This is a genomic window from Pseudoalteromonas sp. MMG007, assembly GCF_018100985.1.
Lineage (GTDB): Bacteria > Pseudomonadota > Gammaproteobacteria > Enterobacterales > Alteromonadaceae > Pseudoalteromonas.
Genome location: NZ_JAGJEI010000012.1, coordinates 58,081 through 80,187 on the forward strand (window position 1 = coordinate 58,081; position 22,107 = coordinate 80,187).

Below are 22,107 nucleotides of genomic sequence, written 5' to 3' on the forward strand. Positions count from 1 at the left end.
ATGGTTGTTATTTGAATAGCCGCTTATCATAATGATATTGACTGTAGTATCTCTCTATCAGCAACACGATCTATTGGCTCTTCACAGTGCAAAGAAGAAACTCTCCAAATAGGAATTTCTAAATTCATTTCCATACTAATAATGACAGCTATTGCCGAGATAATTTTAGGCCCTAGTGGAACAATAACTACCCTAGAACTTTCTCTTAAAGAGAGAGTTAATGACTTTAAATCAATATAAAGATCTAAAGGGCTATATACATTGTATGTATATACATTTTTACTTGGGAGGCTATTGAGCAAAGAGTTATTATTTTCCCTGACATCAAATTCAAACTTAGGGTTTTCACTTTTAGGAATAAATGCATAAGGAAGATCCGGATCTAAGTAATTATAAACACCTAGAGCCTTTAACTTTTCATAACCTAAACCGAAAATTACAGCTGTAGTACTCGACAAATCTCCAAGATTACCACTCAGCTGAGGAATAAGCGCTCCTACTTTTCTTACAGGTTGAAGATCACTTGGGGGAGCAACATATTTTGAGCTATTGTAACAAATAGTAACTTTTGATTTTTTCTTTAAGTTACTCATAAAACAAAACAATACCACAGCGAGTCTATGTCTTGTCATTGCTGTAATATCAATTAGAATTTTAGGTTCTTCCAGATCATTATTTAATTTATCCACTACGGTAACTAAATAATCTGATATTTGTGCACATTCCATTTCTAAAATTTCAGCACCTTGGAATACTTTCTTATTTTTAGAATAATTCAATACTGTTTTATTTGAGTTATACCCAAAAACAATATTTCTTTTAGATAAGTTTTTATATTTTACATATGCTGTTGTGGCTCGACTTTCATACCCTAAACCAAAAATTGATAAATCAAAACTACTTGTATATGCTTGATTATCTAATTTCATAACTTAAATTCTCCTTGTCCACCAAACATATCTAGAATTTTAATCTTCCGCTGATTTAAAATTTCCACAAGGTCGATTGATGGCTGCACATTAGTCAACAGCTTAAACTTAGGAGAAAAGATATACGACAATCTGCATCTAGAACTATACAACCCATCGGTATCATGGAAAGAGTCAGTGTCATTCTTTTCAATCACAAGAGCACCAGCATTTAAAGCTAAGCCGACTGCCTCTAAATAATTTCTATTATAGTCATCTCTAAAAGTTATTGTACCTTTTGGATCAGGTGAGAATATTTCACCGTGTATTTGTTGTTCAAAATAACTCGCAATTTTAGTAATGACGTCATAAAGAGAATTCAAACTACTTTCATTGGATTCTACTGCTATAGTGTTAAGTAAAGCTTTAAATGATTGATAGTAATCATCAATACATTTTAATTGACGATGAACTTTTATATGCCCCTCTGATTTTGCTATTGAAGAAAAAATACTCATAACTCCAACAAGCATCCTAGGATTATAATCTAATAACCTACAAATATTATCGAAACCAGTATAGTAATGTGAAGCTCTTTTTCTTGTGGTTTGATAATAGTTTCTTAAATGAACATTAAATTGAATTCTTCTAAAAGCCGCTTGTTGATTATTTGAAAGCTCACTATAGCTTTTTCCTAAAATAGATTGCCTTGAACAATAATCAAAAAAACTTTTATCATTCTTAGTCAACTCTGAAAACTCTTTGTCTCTATTAATATCAATAGTTTCAAAGTAACTCTCGATTGGATTTGTTAACTTTTCCTTCTTAAAAATATTATTCGTAAGAGTTTTAGCAAACTCTAAACCATCCTCTCTAACCCCACTTAAATTAATAAATGATAAATCTTGTTTATGCATACTACTATATGAGTTATTAGTAATTGACACATCTTTGTGGTATGGCGACAGGGCTAATTTCAAAATCAAATTTTGAGGACCTCCCCGCATATTATCAATTAGTGGCTGAACAAAACTATCTGGTGCAAGCTCCAATTCATCAAACAAAAAAGCCCATTTACCGTCAGAGTCATCAAAAAACTGATTTACAATTTGAATACTCGTATCTAACAGTGAAATAATATTTGAATCAGCAAAATTTGGGATTTTACTTGACTGTCTTGAACCATCTGAAGAAGATAAATAGGAAGATATCTCATGTTTTTTTAGAGTTAATGCTATGGTTAGTCCTCTTAATGAAGGTATTTTTGTTTCAACATGCCACAATTCACTCAAGTACTCTACAAGTTGAACTTCATTTTGTTTAGAAATTTCAATATTTCTAAAGTAACTCTTTTTTTTCTTTGACGTTAAAACTCTATAGATAAGAGTATTAGAAAAACATTCTAATACATGGTAAGTAAATGAAGAAAGTAATAGCTTTTTGAGTAGTTTATCTGATTTAAATTTCTCACTATATAGATCAAATTGTGCTTTCCAGAACCTATCAGTTGGGATAAATACACCTGTAAAGTCTATTTTACTTCTATAATTATCTGACTTTGTCCCGTCCCAAATATCTAAGGCTTCTAACTCACACATTCTCAGTAATGTGGTTTTTCCACTTCCCCTAGGGCCGATCATAATAGTGTGATTAGGAGATGTTAATCTGTCAAAGTGTCCATTAGGAATAAAACTTTCTGCTAAATTTTGCTTTGAAGTAGATTTGGCATTAAAAGATTTATTAAAGTGCTGAATTTGATCAATCATTTTTTTAATGCCACCTGTATTAATTTATTATCAGAAATATCGTACTCGAAGTTTAGTTTTGTAAGTTTCTGTAATAGTTCTTTGAACTCTGTCGGAGTGTAATGAGTCAACATCTCATAAATTGGCTGTAAGCTACTTTCATCTAAATATGGGTCTTCAGCTAAAAGCTCTTTAAGCTTTGTAATGATGTCTCGTGGTTTTATATCTGTGCCAAATCCACCTTTGTATGGGAGATTATCAGAGGAAGATGGGTGCCAGTTATTCTCTATGTTCCAAGAATGAGCTTCGAACGTTCCAACTAAACAATCTTTTTCTAACGTTTCTTTTAAATCTATATCCAAAATATAAAATTGATTTGAAGTTCTAGACTCTATTTTAGGATACAACTTTGCACTAAAACTCCCAGCTGAAAAGATTAGGGGGGCATTAAAACCTGCTGACTGAGCCCTGAAGATACTTGCGAAGTGTTTATGACCATGGATTATCAGCCACGGTTCTGAAGTTACTTTTTCAAGCTCATTCAAAAGCGCTTGACCACCATCCATAACATCATGATCAGAGTCAAAATCAATATCTTCTCGCTTAACTGGATGATGATGGCAAAGTAAAACATTAAATGTTCTTTGTTTAAACTTATCACTTGTTATAAATTCAGAAAGTTGCTTCGTCGTTTCAGGGGCAACTCTTCCATGTTTATATTCAGAAGAAAAACCATGGTAAGCACTTGAATTTAATAATATACAATTAAAATTTTCAGTTTCAATATGCCCCCAATTCCACCCCCAAAAATGAGTGTTAGTCTCATAGCAAGTTGATGGAAAATTTGGTTCACAAAATTTTACAGTATGTAACGGAGAGAAATTTGATTCGGGACGTGATTGAAGATCATGATTGCCGGGAACACATAAAATTTCTTTAATATTTAGCTTATGACTAACTTCGTTTAAAAACTTCCAGCCACTTTTGAAAGATTCGCCACAACCTTGATTTGATATATCGCCAGGACAAACAAGGAAGTCAAAATGAAAATTTAAAGATTTACAGTACTGTATAAATCTTGTACCAAACTCACTTTCTGTATTTTCAAAAACTAGTCTAGAGTTTTTTACTTCGCTGGATTCGAAAGTGGCGTGTAAGTCAGATAATATTAAAAATCTCACTTGAATAATTATTCCCTTAACTATTAGAACTATTAAAGTTGATATTACGTTGTGCCTTATTGTAAGTAAACCACATTAGTTGCAATCTGCATTTTGGATCTTTTCTAATACTAAAAATTAAGGCGCGGAGTAAACTCCCGCCTACCACCATAACCACCAATCTAACAGCACACGCCAATTCCCAGTGATCACACCTGAAACTTAGTTAATGATGAGTAATTTACAGCATGGATGCTATACAAAGCGTAGTTTGGCCATGGATGGCCTATCTACGCTGGTTACGTTCACATCATTAATGTAAGTTGAAGATACAGTGTGATCCTCGGGTGCGCCGTGGGATGCCAAAGGGCGGTCGGCGGCAGCCGCCCTTTGGTTGCCATCGCCAACGCGATATAACCTCGAATAGAGGTTTTAAACCCATTAAATCCGCACGATGAAACAGCAATTTATGATCGCGATGTAAAATCGCACCTACGTATTCAAAAGCTTGATCTCTCGCTAGCTATTAATCGACATTTAAACTTAAACTTTAAGCCATTGTTATTTTGAATTCCTACAGTGGCTTCATCATCAGTTGCATCAATCACACTCAAATTAACATCTCCGCAAGTTACACCTGTATATTTATCAGATTCAATAGCAGTGTATATATGCCCAAGCTTATCTTGCCCTAGAGCTTTCCTTTCTATCAGATAAAAGTCAACTCCCAAAGATTTTAATAATGTGCCAGACAATGCGGTCATATCTTCGCAGTCCCCTTCACCATCAACAATAGTTTTAGATGGTAAACGCGTTCCTGAAACATCAACTTTATAACTTATACTTTTACTTACAAAATCGAGAACGCTTTGCGCCTTGTCAATATCAGTTCCATTTTTTATTAGAGTTAGCTTATCGACTAAACAGTCGCCTAATTCAGAAGACTCATTTATCGCTCTATTTACGCCACTAAGGTCAGCGTTAAAGTTGCTTAATGCTGAAGTACTCTCCTTATCCTCAATGCAACTTATAGCTTTTTCTAGTTTAGTACTCTTCGAAAAACAGATCAGCAATAAAGTAATTACGACTAGAGTCATGGCAAGTATTGATAAATTCGTCTTCTTATTATTTTTCAACTCTTTCTTTAGCATCAAATATACGCTCGCTTCATCAACTTTTTTCCATGCTTCATAGCCCAGCGTATTAATGATCTTATGTCGAATGAGCATCTTCCTTGTAAATGAAGTATATAAAAAAGTCACTCCATAAATGATTGATAGGAATATACATATGAAAACATACGCAAGAATCTTCTCTTTAACGGCATCACTATCTAGATTTTGAGCATGTCGTATAGCAGCTGAAAAAAGTGGTTTATTCTCTACTGCGAAAAAAATCTATAGCATATTTGATGAACCAAAGATCAGTAGCATCCCCAGAGTTGATATCTTTTTTTTCAAGTTTACTTCTATAAAAAGAAAAATAATTAATATTTGAGTGCCGAATACAGCCAAAAAACCTTTTACTTTATTCAATAATTTCATACTTTCCAACTATTCAAAAGTCACACAAATCAGCCTCAAAGACTGTAAGTTTATTATCTTATTTATTCTAAAATTTCTATTAATGCCCTTGAGTATTTTGAAGCTTTGTATAAATTATGTAATCAACAATCTCACTGGGATTCTATAGCTATTATAAATGTTAAAACTAATCAAAGTTTAAGATAAACTCCAATCTACCAACACACCAATTGCCCGTGATCACACCTGAAACTGAGTTAATGATGAGTAATTTACAGCATGGCGGAATTTTGTTCCCGACAAATTCCAAGTACCTAAATCCCTTTAGGCAATGCTTTACAAAGCGTAGCTTGGCCATGGATGGCCTATCTACGCTGGTTACGTTCACATCATTAACGTAAGTTGAAGATACAGTGTGATCCTCGGGTGCGCCGTGAGTGACGAGTGACCGAAGCGAAGCTTCGCAGCACGAAGAAGTGAAAGCATGGATGCTGACAGGAACCCTGCTTCATGGACGAATTACCTCGTACAATGCCAAAATATTTCTCAAATGCCACCCTTTGGTTGCCATCGCCAACGCGATAAAACCTCGAATAGAGGTTTTGAATCCCTTGAATCCCACGAAAAAAACAACTTATGAACGCGATATAAAATCGTACCTGCACATTAATTACACGAAGTTTAAAAGCTGCGCTTTTCGCGCGAGCAAGCTCTGCGCCTACAACCCAAAAGCGCGAGATAAAATCGCGTCTACATTCATAAACACCAATCTACCAGCACACGCCAATTCCCCGTGATCACACCTGAGACTTAGTTAATGATGAGTAATTTACAGCATGGATGCTGTACAAAGCGTAGCTTGGCCATGGATGGCCTATCTACGCTGGTTACGTTCACATCATTCACGTAAGTTGAAGATAAAGTGTGATCCTCGGGTGCGCCGTGGGATTCCAAAGGGCGGTCGGCGGCAGCCGCCCTTTGGTTGCCATCGCCAACGCGATACAACCTCGAATAGAGGTTTTAAAATCCCTTAAATCTTCACACCAAAACATCATTTATATAATTACATTAACACATTCAAAGCTTCGCTTTGCACGCCAGCAAGCTGCGCGTCTACAATTCACAGCGCGATATAAAATCGCACCTACACATTAATTACACCGAAATTTAAAAGCTTCGCTTTTCGCGCGAGCAAGCTCTGCGCCTACAACCCAAAAGCGCGAGGTAAACCCAAACCTACAGCACGAACTACAAATTATTCATTACACGTCATACCTTGGCTTTTCTTCCGCCACTAAATCAAACCTTGCACTTGGCTGCTGATATTTAAAGCTAGCCGCTTCTTCAAAATAACCTTTTTTTACCCATAACTTTGCACTGTTAGCCTGTGCAACCTGATATGCCCAATTACTGACTGCAAGTGACTTATCTGAATCGCAATTAAAGTAATTACTAAGTTCACTTGTTAAATGCTGGCTATTAATCACTAAATTTTGTTCTTGCCAGCGTTCGCGGTGAAGCTGCGCAGCTAAAAAGTCACTTTTACTGTTATTACAGGTGCTGTGTGCTGCCACAAAGTTATGACCTAAATCATTTGCGTAGCGAGCAAACGGTATAAAGTGATCAACCTCGGTTTTACTATTCAACGGCTTTTGGCAATAAAAACAATTACCGTGCTGAAGCTCTATCAACACAGGCTTTGCCTTACTCAGTGCATTGCGATCAAAACCAAATAAAAATTCGTGTAATTGGCTTTGTGGGCCAATTAAGGCTTGATTATGCTTAATACTTTGAATTTTTTGCAGCCATGCATTTTTTGCTAAATAAACAACTAAGTCGTAAAAACGCCTAAAGCAGCCTGCAATGCCTTCATTTAATGTAATGTATGATTGACCTTTAATATGGGGATACAAGAAACACTCTTCTTTGCCATTTAATTTTTGTAATAGCCATAGCGGGCCATCTTTAATGGTTTTTAGTGTTGAACTGCGTATATTATTCCAACCGTGGCTCTTTTTTAATTGGCTAATTGAATTAATATTATTTAATTTTGCATCATGAAGCGTAGTTATAATTTTGGCTTGTTTATTAGAGTTGGTATTTTGTAAAAGTAGTTGCTCTCTATTATTACCAATTGCACCAAATGGCGACGCTTGGTGCCAATATAAAGTAATAAATTTATCGACTAATTCATCAAATTTTATTTGTAACTGTGCTTGCGGATCGGCGTGATGTTTTTCGATACTAATATCAGCCAGTGCATGTAAAAGTGCAAACTTATAAGTAGCACTAAAATCACCTTCAACTAATAAGCGCTGAATATAAGCAATAAAGTCGAGCTGTTGCTGCATTGATCCAATCATAAAACGTGCACTACTTTTATAAGCGCATTTAACCACACTTCACTTTCGCGTTCTGGTCGCTTGTCAACACTTTGCCATTGTTTAATAGCTTTTAACTGCGTATGGCTAAGTAAATGCGTTAAAGCATTTTCGTTTAAATCGGTAAATTCACGACCATTATGCACACGCTCTGTATCGCCATATTTAAACGATACATATAAAACCCCATTCGGTTTAAGCGCATTTTGTAGGTTTAAAAACACTTGTGGTAACTCAGCTTTTGGCACGTGTAATAAACTAGCGCAGCACCAAATCCCGTCGTATTTATTTACACAATTTAGCTCTTGGAATGTTTTAACCGCTACAGGTTGTTGTAAGTAACTGCTTGCCAACTCAGTAAGCTCTGTGCTTGCATCAAATGCACTTACAGTAAAACCTTGCGCTTTAAAAAATGCGGCATCGCGTGCACTGCCACAACCGGCATCTAAAATACTCCCGTGTTGTGCAACGTGCGGTAAAAACTCAGCGTAAAGCGCCGACATATCAACATTAAGTGTTGAGTCGCTAAAGGCTTTCGCATTTTGGTTGTAATAAGTAAGTGTGGTGTTTGACACGAGACTCACCGCTCCTTGGCTAATCATCTAACAGCTAAGGCGCTGTTAATACTCCATTCATAATTTGTCTAATCTACAGGAACAAGCCTATAAATTAAAGAAGTTATAAGTAGATTTTTTTAACTTAATACGCTGTTTGTATTGAATTTAGCAATAATCTTCTCGCATTGAAGTTTATTGCTAGTTTTTTTAATGCATTTTTTTACAACTTTGCTCATTCCTGCACCAATATATAAAAGCTGGTTTATACTGTTTTAATAATAAACAAAAAATTACACTGCATGAGGCGCAATGAATAAATTAACGACCGTATTACTGTGTTTGCTATTTAGTACCTCTTTGAGTGTTTTTGCCTGCGAAAGAACACTTACCGTAGCCTCGCACGATGCCTTTTGGCCGCCTTATGTGGTGGGTTTGAACGGGCAGTTGCAAGGCAGTGAAGTAGATGCGTTAAACATTATTTTTAAAGACTCCCCTTTTTGCTTTGAAGTAAAAATGCTGCCAAATTCTAAACGCGCTTTTACAGAACTTAGGCATGGCCGTATAGATTTAGGGTGGGCGGCAAGCTATACCGATAAACGTGCACAGTTTGTACACTTTACCGATAGCTATCGCACTGAGGTAATGCGCGTATACCAAAACAAAAACAACACTCATACAGTTAAAAACTTGGCTGATATTTTTGACCAAGGTTTAACCATTGGTGCTAATTTTGGGAGTTATTATGGCGCTGAGTTTGAGCAATATAAAACAACACACAAAAGCCAAATAGAGTACACCAGCGCAACAAGTAAGCGCTTTGAAATGCTTAACAAACAACGAATAGATTTTGTCATTGAAGATAAGCTAGTAGGCGCTTATTTTAGTAAGCGCGCTAATAATGTGGCGGTAGTGCCTAACTTTAAGGCAGTAAATAAAGACGACATTTACTTAATGTTAAGTAAAAAAACTCTCTCGGTTGATGACGTTAACGTAATTAATCAGCATATTTTGCAAAATAAAGCCGCCCTTAAGGCGCTTTTTGAATAGGCTATTTATGAAAACGTTAGTAATAAGCTTTATATTTTTATTTTCTCAATTTAATGCGATGGCATGTACTAAAACGCTAATAATGGGTACCAACGAGACGAATTGGGCGCCGTACTTAATTAAGCAAGGCGATAAATTTATAGGCGCAGAGGTTGATACTGTTAACGCGGTATTTGAGGGTTCCCCTTTTTGCATTAAATGGGTTTATTTTCCGAGCTTTGCGCGTGTGCAACAAGAGCTTAAAACAGGTCATATAGATATTACTTATGCTGCAAGCTTTACTGAAAAGCGTGCTGAGTATTCTCATTTTACTATTGCGTACCGCGATGAAATTATGCTGCTTTATAAGCATGAAGATGCAAAAGAAGTAACCAGCTTAGAGGCCCTTTTTAATAAAGGTTATAGCGTTGCGGTTAATAGAGGGAGCTTTTTTGGTGCTGAGTTTGAAAAAATAAAAAAGCAATATAGCAACCAAGTAGTGCCTACTAGCGATGCAAATACGCGCTTTGGTATGCTAAATAAAAAACGAGTAGATTACGTCATTGACGATTCAATAGTCGCGCAATACTTTGCTAAACAATACAACACGGTTTTACCGGTAAACAGCTCGCCTGCCATTAATACTAATGGCGTACATTTTATGATGAGTAAAGAGTCGATGACGCTTGATGACGTTGCTGTAATCAATGCGCTTATTAAAGACAAAAAAGCCGTTATTGAGCAAATTTATACCATTAATTAAAATGCTTTAATCTAACCATTTATATTAATAACTTAGCCACTTTAAAGCTGACATTTAGGTTAAGTTACTTTTTATGCCTCTCTCCTTTAAATTTAACTTGTAAAAATTAGCCGCCTTTTACCTTTCATTCGGGTGGGCTGATCTGTATAATTCGCCAGCTAATTTACCCTATTGCTTGGTCTTGTTTGTGGCGTTTTTGCTGCAGTTGGTCCCTGTCAGTACTCATTCTAGGACTAACTTTTTGATCTCCACCGCAAATATTACGATGCAGTTTGGCGCAGAGCCGTTATTTGAAAACATTTCAGCTAAATTTGGTAACGGAAACCGTTACGGTTTAATTGGCGCTAACGGCTGCGGCAAGTCGACTTTCATGAAAATTTTAAGCGGTGCGCTTGTTCCAAGTGCGGGTAATGTATCTATTACGCCAGGGTTAAAAGTAGGTAACCTAAGCCAAGACCAGTTTGCGTTTGAACAATACAGTGTTGTAGACGCAGTAATCATGGGCGACGTTGAGCTTTGGAAAGTAAAACAAGAACGTGACCGTATTTACTCATTGCCAGAAATGAGCGAAGAAGACGGCATGAAAGTAGCCGATCTTGAAAGCGTTTTTGCTGAAATGGACGGATACACAGCCGAAAGCCGCGCAGAAGAAATTTTGCTAGAAGCCGGCATAGAAAAAGAATTTCATTACGGTTTAATGGCAAACGTTGCACCAGGTTGGAAATTACGTGTGCTTTTAGCACAAGCGCTGTTTGCAAACCCTGATATTTTGCTACTCGATGAGCCTACCAATAACTTGGATATTCATACCATTACGTGGCTAGCTAATGAGCTAAACAAACGTAAATGTACGATGATTATTATTTCCCATGACCGCCACTTTTTAAACTCGGTATGTACACACATGGCCGACATTGATTACGGCGAGCTGCGTATTTACCCTGGTAATTACGAGAAGTTTTTAGAAGCGGCAGGCCTACAACGTGAGCAACTTTTAGCTGAAAACGCTAAAAAAAGCGCCGAGATTGACGAGTTACAAGACTTTGTTAACCGTTTTGGTGCTAACGCCTCTAAAGCTAAACAAGCAAGTTCGCGCGCTAAAAAAATGGATAAAATTAAGCTTGATGAAGTTAAAGCATCGAGCCGTATGAGCCCATCACTTAGTTTTGACGAAGGCAAAAAAATGTACCGTCAAGCGCTTGAAGTTAACAAGCTTGGCCACGGTTTTGATGGCGAAACCTTATTTAGCGGCGGCGACTTTTTACTAGAAGCAGGCGCTAAGCTTGCGGTAATTGGCGAAAACGGTGTGGGTAAAACAACCTTTTTACGCTGTTTAGTTAACGAGCTTAAAAGTAATGAAGGCGAAATTAAATGGTCTGAAAATGCGAGCTTTGGTTACTGCCCACAAGACAGCACAAAAGATTTTGATAACGACTTAACCTTGTTTGATTGGATGTCGCAGTGGCGTACAGCTAAGCACAATGATTTAATGGTTCGTGGCATGTTAGGCCGTTTGTTGTTTACCGCAGACGATTCAAACAAAAAAGCGCGTAACTGTTCAGGTGGTGAAAAAAACCGTTTGTTATTTGGTAAGTTAATGATGCAAGACGTTAACGTACTTGTAATGGACGAGCCAACTAACCACATGGATATGGAAGCCATTGAAGCGCTTAACAATGCGCTTAAAGACTTTGAAGGTACGCTTATTTTTGTAAGCCACGACCGTGAATTTGTATCGTCCCTTGCTACGCGTATTATTGATATTAAAGATAAGCAAGTAATTGACTTTCAAGGTACGTTTGACGAGTACCTATCAAGCATTGAAATGAAAAAAGCGTAAGTTTTACCTTTAATAGCTTACAAAAAACGGCGCTAAATTTAGCGCCGTTTTTTTGTGCGGTTAAAACTTAATATTACCGCGTAGGGCTTTAGTTTGCCCATGCTTAGTTTTTTTATCCATGCGTTTGCGCTGTGAGTTGCGGCTTGGCTTGGTTGCTCGGCGGGCTTTATTTACTTTTGTAGCGCTAAGAATTAGATCTTTTAAGCGGCTTAGCGCGTCTTCGCGGTTGAGCTCTTGTGTGCGGTGGCTTTGCGCTTTTATGATTAAAACGCCTTCTTTAGTAATGCGTGAGTCGTTTAGCTTTAGTAGGCGCTCTTTGTAAAAGTCGGGTAACTTTGAGCGATTAATATCAAAGCGTAAATGAATAGCACTGGCTACCTTGTTAACGTTTTGGCCACCGGCACCTTGCGAACGTATAGCGGTTAGCTCTAGTTCCCATTCATCTATCGTGACAGTATTTGATATGGTTAACATTGTGTTCAGCTCGTATCGACAAAAATGCATTATATCATTTGTAACTAGATTTGTGCTGAATCAACAAGCCTTAGATTTATACTGCTTTATTGCCTAAATATGACTAATACTTTAGTTTTTTATTGGCAAGCGCTTACATTTAGTTTTTAATGGCGTTAATTACATAATAGGAAATGCCCAATGAAAAAAATACTTTTATCTATCAGCTTATTAGCAATGAGTTTTTCAAGCCTTGCAGAAGACATTAGCGAAGGCCAATTACAAAGCTACATGAAAGCTCTTCCAGCGGTTTCTAGCTGGGCAAGCAGTCAAGAGTCTTTACAAGACCTAGATTTAGCAAGCATGTTGGGTGGCTCTGCCGATCAAAGCGTTGATGAGCAAAGCTCAATGGCTAACACTGCGCTTAACATGATCAAAGAACAAGACCTATACAAAAGCTTTGCAAGCGTAACAAACAGCTATGGTTTTTCTCCTGAAGAATTGGTTTCTGTGGGTTCTGAAGTGTCTATGGCTTACATCGAAAACTTAAAGTCGGGCCTTTCTGCAGAAAACCAAGAAACAGCAACTAAAGTAATGAGCGGCCTACAAAGCCTTAAAAGCGCAAAAAGTAGTGACGCTAGCTCGTTAATGGGTTCGTTTGGTAAATCATCAAGCGCTGCTGAAGAATCTACTGATTCGCTAGTAAGCGAAAGTAACCTAGAACTAGTTGGTGAATACATGCCACAGCTTCAAAAGATTTTTGCATTATTATAATTTTATAAGTTAATGCTTGTGTAAAAAGGTGGCTTTAGCCACCTTTTTTAATGCCTGGTTTTTGATAGTTTGAATAAGCGTAAGTAAATTTTGTTGAGCTTAAGTGATTAGAAGCTTTGCTTCTCGCGTGAGCAAGCTCGACGCCTACGGTGGATGATTTAACGCTTGATGTAAAAAGGTGGGTTTGGTTACCTTTTTTATAACTATAGGAAAAGCTTGAATAAGTGCAGCTAAAAATTTAAGTATAGGTGGGCTTTATTGGGCGTAAGTGACTAGAAGCTTTGCTTCTCGCGTGAGCAAGCTCAACGCCTGCGGTATGTGATTTAACGCTTGTGTAAAAAGGTGGGTTTGTTGAGCGTAAGTGATTAGAAGCTTCGCTTCTCGCGTGAGCAAGCTCGACGCCTACGGTGGGTGATTTAACGCTTTATGTAAAAAGGTGGTTTGTTAAGTGCAAGTGATTAGAAGCTTTGCTTCTCGCGTGAGCAAGCTCGGCGCCTGCGGTATGTGATTTAACGCTTAAATAAAAAGGTGGCATTGGCCACCTTTTTTAGTTTTACCACGTAGATTATTTAAGATCGAATCTATCGGCGTTCATTACTTTTACCCAAGCATTTATAAAGTCGTGTACAAAACGTTCTTTATTATCGTCTTGTGCATAAAACTCGCTTAGGGCACGTAAAATAGAGTTTGAACCAAACACTAAATCTACACGTGTGGCTGTCCATTTAATGGTGCCTGTTTTACGTTCTACAATGTTGTAAATACCTGGCTCTAGTGGCTTCCAGTTGTTGGCCATGTCGGTTAGGTTTACAAAAAAGTCGGTTGATAATGTACCTACGTTATCAGTAAGTACACCATGTTTTGTACCTGCGTAGTTTGTACCTAGTACTCGCATGCCGCCCATAAGCGCGGTCATTTCTGGTGCCGTTAAGCCCATTAACTGGCTACGCTCTAAAAGTAGTTCTTCTGGCGATACGCTAAAGTCTTTTTTAAGGTAGTTTCTAAAACCATCGTGAATTGGCTCAAGTACATCAAACGACTCTGCATCGGTCATTTCGTCTGTTGCATCGCCGCGTCCTGGTGCAAACGGAACTGTTACATTAACACCTGCTTGTTTTGCAGCTTGCTCTACAGCCGCTGTGCCACCTAGTACAATTAGATCAGCCATACTTACTGGCTTAGATAAACCCGCTTGTACTTTTTCAAGCGCTGATAATACGCTTGCTAAGCGCTCTGGTTCATTACCCTGCCAATCTTTTTGTGGTGCTAAACGAATACGCGCGCCATTTGCACCGCCTCGTTTATCAGAACCACGATACGTTCGTGCGCTATCCCATGCAGTATTTATTAAATCAGTTACGCTTACACCGCAATCAAGCAATTGCGCTTTTAAGCTTGTGATTTCGTCGTCTGACAATGTGTAATCAACCGCTGGAATTGGATCTTGCCAAATTAGGTCTTCGCTTGGTACGTCTTTACCTAAGTAACAGGCTTTAGGGCCTAAATCGCGGTGAGTTAGCTTAAACCATGCGCGCGCAAACACATCAGAGAAGTATTCAAAGTCGTTATTAAAGCGCTCAATAATTTTACGATACGCTGGGTCCACTTTCATGGCCATATCGGCATCGGTCATCATTGGGTTTAAACGAATTGATGGATCTTCTACGTCTACTGGCTTGTCTTCTTCTTTAATATTTACAGGCTCCCACTGATGAGCGCCGGCTGGGCTTTTTGTGAGCTCCCATTCGTAATTTAGTAATAAATGGCAGTAACCGTTATCCCATTTAGTTGGGTGTGTGGTCCATGCACCTTCTAGGCCTGAGGTTACAGTATGACGGCCAATACCACCTTCTTTGGTGCTATTCCAGCCTAAGCCTTGCTCATGTACATCGGCGGCTTCTGGCTCAGGGCCTAAATGCTCAGCTTTACCATTACCGTGCGTTTTACCTACAGTGTGGCCACCTACAGTAAGCGCGGCTGTTTCTTCGTCGTCCATTGCCATACGCGCAAATGTTTCACGTACGTGGGCTGCTGTTTTAAGTGGATCTGGTATGCCGTTAACCCCTTCTGGGTTTACGTAAATAAGGCCCATTTGTACTGCCGCTAATGGGTTTTCCATAGTGTCTGGTTTTTCTACATTGTTGTAGCGCTCATCACTTGGTGCCAACCATTCTTTTTCTGCGCCCCAGTAAATATCTTTTTCTGGGTGCCAAATATCTTCACGGCCGCCGGCAAAACCATAAATTTTTAAGCCCATTGATTCGTATGCCATGTTACCAGCAAGTATAAATAAATCGGCCCACGATAACTTATTACCGTATTTTTTCTTAAGTGGCCATAAAAGCCTACGAGCTTTATCTAAGCTGGCATTATCTGGCCATGAATTTAACGGTGCAAAGCGTTGATTACCTGTACTTGCACCGCCGCGCCCGTCAGATAAACGATACGTGCCCGCAGAGTGCCACGCCATGCGAATCATTAAACCGCCATAATGCCCCCAATCGGCAGGCCACCAATCTTGGCTGTCGGTCATAAAGGTTTTTAAATCAGCTTTTACTTCGTCTAAATCAAGCGACTCAAACGCCTCTGCGTAGTTAAAATTGGTATCGTATGGGTTTGATTTAGTGTCGTGTTGATGAAGAATGTCTAAATTGAGTGTGTTTGGCCACCAATCGGTGTTTACTTTAGAAATAACTGAATTACTACCGTGCATAACAGGGCATTGACCCGCTGTTGGCTTGCTCATTGTGAATCCTTATTTATTTAAATTATTTATTTACTATTTCTTTATAAATCGATATTTAACGGTTAGTGCGCTTTTTATAATCTGTACTAGTAATATAGGCATCCCCCCCGTTATTAGCTACCTATAAACATTTAATTAAATCGATTGATACTATTGATAATTCAGATGTTCGTACGAATTTATCTCAGATTTGCATAAAACCATTTAATTGAGGAGCAAACTTAAAATAGTGCACTATTTTGCAAAGAGCTAAATTTTCGGAAGGCAATTTTTATTTGTGAAACAGGGCAACTATCAACGCTTAAAACCTAGTTTGTAGCGCATTTAAAACTTATAAATTAATTTTAAACATTCACTGATCTAATTTACGAAAGCGGGCGTAATGGTATGTGAAGGGTTTGAAAGTGGCCTTGGTTTACCAAAGCGCACATTGGAACACCCCCCTTCACCATGAAATTGTAGTTATTATGAAAAAGGTGTATTACTAAGCCCAATGCACCTTTTCTTTTATTTTTAACTAATTGAATTAAGTTAAGTAATTGTTCAGATAGATTCAGTTAGCATGTAGTTGTTCTCCTGTGAACCCTTACGACATATTGTTGTTTTAAGCAGTTTTTGCCAGCTCTCCTTGAGCTGGCTTTTTTTTGCCTGTTTTAATTGGGTAAGATTGTGCCCCCGTGTTAAAGTATTTGTAATACTCAATTAATTTAACTAGGCGTACCAATGCGTTATTACCTCTATTTTGTTTGTGTGTGTTTTACACTCTTTATTTCTTCAGCTTATGCTGCAGAGCAAGTTTCTCAAGCCCCTACAGCACAACAAGAGCAGCAAGCTCTTGAGCAACTTAAAGAGCCAATGTACAAACCACTAATGGAGCGTTACATTCTTGATGAACTAAAAGCCGTTCGACAAGATCAGCAAAAGCTTCGCGAAGATGTAACTAAGCAAGTAACGCACGCCCAATTAGATACCGCCGATCGCGCTTTAACCTACACTACCGACACTATTAATAATGTATTTTTTATAATTACGGCTACCGCTTCTATTTTGGTATTGGTGGGCTGGAACTCTTTGCGTGATGTTAAAAACAAAGTAGAAGATATAGTAAATACACGTGTTAGCGTTATTACTGACGAGTACGAAGATCGCTTAAAAATTCTTGAAGAAAAGCTACGCGTACGTTCAGAAGAAATTCTTAGTAACCAAGAACGTATATCGGTTACAAACGAAGTGCACTCACTGTGGATGCGTGCCAATTTAGAAAGTGACTTTGCTAACAAAATTGAAATTTTTGACGAAATACTTAATCGTAAACCAGAAGACGTTGAAGCGATTGCGTACAAAGCCGATGCACTGCTTGAAATTAACGAAACAGCACAAGCCATTGAACTTTGTAACCAAGCCATTGATATAGATAGTGATTACGGTTATGCATATTGGCAGCGTGCCTGTGCTTATGCCCTTACACACAAACATGCCGACGCCTTAGCCGATATTAAAATGGCACTTGAGTATTCACCTAATTTACGAAATGAGCTATTGCATGAAAGTGCATTTGCAAGCCTGCATGACAACGATAGCTTTAATATTATTGTAGCGGGTGAGCAAGCATAGTAAGTTAGCTTTGTACTTAACGTTGCTGGTATTTAAAAAAGGGCTTAGGCCCTTTTTTAGTACATGCGAATTGGATTTTAAAAGTTAAGTAAACAAATATGTTAACTGTGAATGTGCAGCGACTTAAATGGTGTGCGTTTATCGCTTAAAGTATAGGTCGATGGCTTTAGTGAGCAGCTCGTCGAGTTGCTCTTCAAACTCTTCCATATTAATTTCAAAGTGTTTTAAATATGCGCGAGCCTGCACAAGAGATAGGTTACGGCTGTTTACACTGTATTGCCGCTCATCAATAGTTTTGTCGTGACGAGGTAAAAATACAAACTGTGCATAAAAAGGGGATTTAATATGCTTATTAGCAAAGCGACAGAAATCTTCAATATGCTCAACGCCTTGCGGCCCAAGGCAACCTGGCTCAATGCGATACATTAAGCGAATTTTTTTTTCGTCATTTATTTGCATACTTACCCTTTATCTAAAAAACAGCACACGTACTATTTTTCCATCTTTTATTTGGTAGCTCGATATAAGCTCTGAGCGTTTATCAATTACATTTTCGTCGGTTGAGCAAGTTTCTGATAGCTCGTGATCTATTACAATATCGCCGTGCACTATGCGTTTGATTGGCGATGAGTGAATACACTTTAGCTTTTTAAACATTAGCCCGTAGCGTGCTATTAGTTTTTCTTTTCCTTTAAATAGTAGCTCATTTGGGAAAATATAAAACTCTACATCTTCATCATATACACGTAAAAACTCTTCAATGTTGCGTGCGTTATATGCTTTTATTAACTGCTCTACTACAGCTAGAGATTCGCGTGACTGCTTAGCTTTAGTTTGCTGTTTAACTGTTAGGGCTTCTTTAGCTTGTGTTACTGCTTTTTCGGCTTCTGCTACGGCTACGGCTTTTTCTATTTTGTTTTTAGGTTTTACAGCTGGTTTACTTTGCTCGTTACCTAAAACTTTGGAATCATCCGGTTTGGTGTTATCAATAACTGGCTTTTTGAGCTCAGGTTCTTTGTACTCAAGCGTATTAAGTTTATCTTCTGTTTTAGTTTCAGCCACTGATTGCTGCTCTTCAACTATTTTACTTTCAGTGTTTACTTGCTCTGCTTGAGTTGGTTGTGCTTTTTTTTGCTCAGACTCGGTTTGATCGGCAGCATAAGTAATAAGCGCAACGGTAGTAGCTAACGAGGCCAAAATGATTGATAACGGTTTCATAACTTTCCTAAAATGAACACTAAACACGTGTAATACCAATTGCATTAAATAAGTGATCTGTTATAGCGTCAAGAAAATAGCACAATAACAACGCGAAAATTGTGACATATAGCTGTTTTATATGAATAATTTTTAACGCAGTTAGTGAGTTATTTAATGCAATAGAATGCTCATATTTTTGATAAAATTGGTATAAGGTTGCAACATAGCAAATTTTAACGTTATCGGGTAGCTAATACCATAGCTGAAGCTTACCAATACTGCTCTACAGTGATGTTACCGGGATTTTTGCGGCGATTTCGGGTAAAGTTTTTTGCAAGTAATAAGTTTGTTGTATCTTTTACCATTTGTGGATTTCCGCAAATCATAAATTGAGCGTTGTTAGGTGTAGGCTGTAAGTTTGCATGATCAAACAGTCGATTGTTTTCAATGGCGCTAGTAATACGACCGCTAAGGCCTTGTAACGGCTCTTCTCTACTCACTACAGGAATATAGTTAAGTTGCTCTGGGTACACTCTTAAAAGCTCATTAATAAGTGCTTGATAGCTTAAATCGTTATTAAAACGTACGCCATGTACTATATTAATGCTTTTGTATTTTTGCCATACATCGGGTTGCTGCAATATAGATAAAAATGGCCCTATTGCAGTGCCCGTTCCGAGCATCCAAAGCTGATCGCTTTGCGGGATTTCGTCAAGGGTAAAAAAGCCTGTAGCACGTTGTTCTATAAGTACAGTTTCGCCGGGTTGCAATTTTGCTAAATGCGGCGAAAGCAAACCATCAATAACATTAATTAAATAAAACTCTAGATTGGGGTTTTCTGGGGCATTTACAAATGAGTAGGCGCGAGCAATACGTTTTTCGCCATCCATTATTGAAAGCTTGGTAAATTGCCCCGCCTTAAATGGCGCTATATCTGCGTTAAGCGTTAAACTAAAAAGTGTTTCGCTCCACCATTTTATATCTTTTACTGTTGCTTCTACCCAATTAGACATATTTAACTCCAAAGCTGAACAATATCACTGCCGACCTAAAGAATGGTTGTAATTTAAACACTATCATTAAGTGAGATAAACTTACATAACGCACCGTTATATTTAAAAGCTTTAAAAAGAGGGGTCAATTTGAAGAGGCTTTGCTCTAAACATGCGCAAATCCTAGCACTTTAATAAAGATTAACTCTTTATTTAGGCATAAAAAAAGCCGCATAAAATGCGGCTTTGGAGGTTTTAGTCTCACTTCACTTTGGGCGTGTCTCCAAAACTTAGTGAATACGTTACCAAGGAACTGTTATATTTAACCTGAACTCTGGATAATAAATCTCTTAACCAAAGTTCAGATTATTTAGTTAATTAGATAGACTCTAATGCAATTTTAACCATTTCGTTAAACGTGCTTTGACGTTCGTCGGCTGGTGTTGCTTCGCCAGTGATCACGTGGTCACTTACGGTAAATAGTGCCATTGCGTTTGCACCATACTCTGCAGCAACGCCGTATAAGCCGGCTGTTTCCATATCTACAGCTAACATACCCAACTTATCTAGGTCTTTGTAGAATGTGTCGTCTGCTTGATAGAAGGTGTCGGTAGTAAATACGTTACCTACTTTTGCTTTAATACCTAACTCTTTCGCAGCATTTACGCCGTTTAAAAGTAGATCAAAATTAGCAATAGCAGAAAAATCGTAACCACGTACACGTGCACGATTTACATTTGAATCTGTGCTTGCACCTTGTGCAAAAATCACGTCGCGGATTTTAATGTCGGTACCAATACCGCCACATGTACCAATACGTATAATGTTTTTAACGCCAAAGCTTACAATTAGTTCGCGTGCATAAATAGACATTGATGGAATGCCCATGCCAGAACCCATAATGCTTACTGGTTTACCTTTATAAGTGCCAGTAAAACCGTACATGTTACGAACACCTGTAACCTGTACTGCATCATCTAAAAAGTTTTCAGCAATATATTGCGCACGTAGCGGATCGCCAGGCATTAATACTGTTTCGGCGAAATCACCAACGTTTGCACTGATATGCGGAGTACTCATTAATTGTTTTCCTTTTTATTTGGTGTAGTTAGCTTATCTAAAAAGCTGTCACCGTATTCAAGCTCAGAAAGGTTAAACCACTGTGCTAGGGTTTGGCCTATATCTGCAAAGCTGTTGCGTTCACCTAATGGTGTGTTATTCATACCTGGCTTATAAGCTATTACAGGTACGTATTCACGAGTGTGCTCTGAACCTGGAAAGGTTGGGTCACATCCGTGATCGGCAGTGATCATTAATATATCATCTGCATTTAACTGTTTAAGTATAGTTGGTAAATAGTCATCAAATTCTTTTAATGCTTTTGCATAACCTACTGGGTTACGGCGATGACCAAATTTTTCATCAAAATCTACAAGGTTAGTAAAAACTAAGCTGCGATCTGGTGCGCTTGAAATAACTTCACTGGTTTTTTCAAGCAAGTTCATAAGCCCTGGTGCTTTGTGCTTTTGAGTTATGCCCTGATGCGCGTAAATATCTGAAATTTTACCAATACTAATTACTTCGCCGCCATCTTTTGCTAATACATCTAACAACGTTGGCGCTGGCGGAAGTACCGAATAGTCACGGCGATTACCTGTACGAGCAAAATCTTGACTATTTGAACCCAAAAATGGCCGCGCAATCACTCGTCCTATATTCATTTCATCAAGTAGCGCCCGTGCGATTTCGCAAACTTGATAAAGCTTATCTAGGCCGAATGACTCTTCATGCGCGGCTATTTGAAACACGCTATCAGCTGAGGTGTAACAGATTGGCTTACCTGTTTTTACGTGCTCTTCACCTAGCTGCTCTAATATGGTGGTTCCTGATGCATGGCAATTGCCTAAAATGCCAGGAATACCAGTGCGAGCAATAAACTCGTCTATAAATTCTTGTGGGAAGCTCGGCTGTGTTTTAGGGAAATAACCCCAATCAAATAACACAGGTACACCCGCCATTTCCCAATGACCTGATGGTGTATCTTTACCGCTCGAAAGTTCTTTAGCATAACCCCAAGCACCTTGCGGTGTTTGACGATCTGATACTAAACACGTTTCCCCACCGGCAGCTTCACATGCATCTACTAAACCTAATTTAGATAAATTAGGTAGCGATAGTGCACTGCCCGTTTCGTCATAATATGCTTTAAGTAAGTGAGCGAATGTATTAGCGCCAAGATCACCAAATTTGTCTGCATCTGGTGCTGCACCGATTCCTAGGCTATCCGCCATTAAGATAATTGCTCTTGCCATTTTGACCTCACTTTGCTTCTAGGTGGTTACTTTATCCGCTGATCGAATTTTTCGTACAGGACAAAAGTCCTGTTTCATAAAACCTAAACATTATAAATTTGCGTTCTTGAGCG

Annotated in this window: 18 protein-coding genes; 5 read left to right on the plus strand and 13 right to left on the minus strand. The window is 38.2% G+C overall.

Annotation, left to right across the window (positions count from 1 at the left end; translation table 11 throughout):
* Positions 1-26: 26 nt before the first annotated feature.
* From J8L71_RS13845 to J8L71_RS13870, 6 genes are all read right to left on the minus strand, one after another.
* Positions 27-929, minus strand: coding sequence for a hypothetical protein (locus tag J8L71_RS13845; RefSeq protein ID WP_211001043.1), 903 nt, complete (start codon positions 927-929; stop codon positions 27-29).
* Positions 926-2,674: a hypothetical protein gene (locus J8L71_RS13850; RefSeq protein WP_211001044.1), complete on the minus strand. Its 1,749-nt coding sequence runs from the start codon at positions 2,672-2,674 to the stop codon at positions 926-928. The genes J8L71_RS13845 and J8L71_RS13850 overlap by 4 nt, the downstream gene beginning before the upstream one ends.
* The gene (locus tag J8L71_RS13855; RefSeq protein WP_211001045.1) at positions 2,671-3,834 is read right to left on the minus strand and encodes a metallophosphoesterase; all 1,164 of its coding nucleotides are present in this window, start codon (positions 3,832-3,834) and stop codon (positions 2,671-2,673) included. The genes J8L71_RS13850 and J8L71_RS13855 overlap by 4 nt, the downstream gene beginning before the upstream one ends.
* 479 nt (positions 3,835-4,313) lie before the next feature.
* Positions 4,314-5,042 (minus strand): transglutaminase domain-containing protein, encoded by a 729-nt coding sequence (locus J8L71_RS13860; protein ID WP_211001046.1) that lies wholly within the window; start codon positions 5,040-5,042, stop codon positions 4,314-4,316.
* A gap of 1,556 nt (positions 5,043-6,598) precedes the next feature.
* Entirely contained in the window at positions 6,599-7,699 is a 1,101-nt protein-coding gene (locus J8L71_RS13865; protein ID WP_211001047.1) for an HNH endonuclease, read from the minus strand.
* Positions 7,696-8,292 carry a class I SAM-dependent methyltransferase gene (locus J8L71_RS13870; RefSeq protein ID WP_211001048.1) on the minus strand — a complete coding sequence of 199 codons (597 nt, stop codon included), beginning with the start codon at positions 8,290-8,292 and terminating at the stop codon, positions 7,696-7,698. Before J8L71_RS13870 ends, J8L71_RS13865 begins: the two co-directional genes overlap by 4 nt.
* Before the next feature lie 291 nt (positions 8,293-8,583).
* Here J8L71_RS13870 and J8L71_RS13875 point away from each other — a divergent pair, with 291 nt between their 5' ends.
* From J8L71_RS13875 to J8L71_RS13885, 3 genes are all read left to right on the plus strand, one after another.
* Positions 8,584-9,321 carry a transporter substrate-binding domain-containing protein gene (locus J8L71_RS13875; RefSeq protein WP_211001049.1) on the plus strand — a complete coding sequence of 246 codons (738 nt, stop codon included), beginning with the start codon at positions 8,584-8,586 and terminating at the stop codon, positions 9,319-9,321.
* Between the two features lie 7 nt (positions 9,322-9,328).
* Positions 9,329-10,063 (plus strand): transporter substrate-binding domain-containing protein, encoded by a 735-nt coding sequence (locus J8L71_RS13880; RefSeq protein WP_211001050.1) that lies wholly within the window; start codon positions 9,329-9,331, stop codon positions 10,061-10,063.
* Between the two features lie 241 nt (positions 10,064-10,304).
* Positions 10,305-11,903: an ABC-F family ATPase gene (locus tag J8L71_RS13885; protein ID WP_211001051.1), complete on the plus strand. Its 1,599-nt coding sequence runs from the start codon at positions 10,305-10,307 to the stop codon at positions 11,901-11,903.
* A gap of 60 nt (positions 11,904-11,963) precedes the next feature.
* Here J8L71_RS13885 and arfB read toward each other — a convergent pair whose 3' ends face one another.
* Positions 11,964-12,377 (minus strand): alternative ribosome rescue aminoacyl-tRNA hydrolase ArfB, encoded by a 414-nt coding sequence (gene arfB / locus J8L71_RS13890; RefSeq protein WP_104643747.1) that lies wholly within the window; start codon positions 12,375-12,377, stop codon positions 11,964-11,966.
* Between the two features lie 180 nt (positions 12,378-12,557).
* On the opposite strand from arfB, the gene J8L71_RS13895 reads away from it, so the two are divergent.
* Positions 12,558-13,130: a short-chain dehydrogenase gene (locus J8L71_RS13895; protein WP_211001052.1), complete on the plus strand. Its 573-nt coding sequence runs from the start codon at positions 12,558-12,560 to the stop codon at positions 13,128-13,130.
* Positions 13,131-13,695: 565 nt separating this feature from the next.
* Here J8L71_RS13895 and katG read toward each other — a convergent pair.
* Positions 13,696-15,876, minus strand: a complete 2,181-nt coding sequence (gene katG / locus J8L71_RS13900; protein ID WP_211001053.1) for a catalase/peroxidase HPI — start codon at positions 15,874-15,876, stop codon at positions 13,696-13,698.
* Between the two features lie 723 nt (positions 15,877-16,599).
* On the opposite strand from katG, the gene J8L71_RS13905 reads away from it, so the two are divergent.
* Entirely contained in the window at positions 16,600-17,490 is an 891-nt protein-coding gene (locus J8L71_RS13905) for a tetratricopeptide repeat protein (RefSeq protein ID WP_211001054.1), read from the plus strand.
* A gap of 138 nt (positions 17,491-17,628) precedes the next feature.
* On the opposite strand, the gene J8L71_RS13910 is transcribed toward J8L71_RS13905, so the two are convergent.
* From J8L71_RS13910 to J8L71_RS13930, 5 genes are all read right to left on the minus strand, one after another.
* The gene (locus J8L71_RS13910) at positions 17,629-17,949 is read right to left on the minus strand and encodes a hypothetical protein (RefSeq protein ID WP_211001055.1); all 321 of its coding nucleotides are present in this window, start codon (positions 17,947-17,949) and stop codon (positions 17,629-17,631) included.
* A 9-nt stretch (positions 17,950-17,958) separates the two neighbouring features.
* Positions 17,959-18,708 carry a nuclear transport factor 2 family protein gene (locus J8L71_RS13915; RefSeq protein ID WP_211001056.1) on the minus strand — a complete coding sequence of 250 codons (750 nt, stop codon included), beginning with the start codon at positions 18,706-18,708 and terminating at the stop codon, positions 17,959-17,961.
* A 251-nt stretch (positions 18,709-18,959) separates the two neighbouring features.
* On the minus strand, positions 18,960-19,703 hold the full coding sequence (locus J8L71_RS13920; protein WP_211001057.1) for a ferredoxin--NADP reductase: 744 nt from the start codon (positions 19,701-19,703) through the stop codon (positions 18,960-18,962).
* Positions 19,704-20,060: 357 nt separating this feature from the next.
* Positions 20,061-20,762 carry a purine-nucleoside phosphorylase gene (deoD, locus tag J8L71_RS13925; protein ID WP_211001058.1) on the minus strand — a complete coding sequence of 234 codons (702 nt, stop codon included), beginning with the start codon at positions 20,760-20,762 and terminating at the stop codon, positions 20,061-20,063.
* Positions 20,762-21,994, minus strand: coding sequence for a phosphopentomutase (locus J8L71_RS13930; protein ID WP_211001059.1), 1,233 nt, complete (start codon positions 21,992-21,994; stop codon positions 20,762-20,764). The genes deoD and J8L71_RS13930 overlap by 1 nt, the downstream gene beginning before the upstream one ends.
* Between the last annotated feature and the right edge of the window lie 113 nt (positions 21,995-22,107).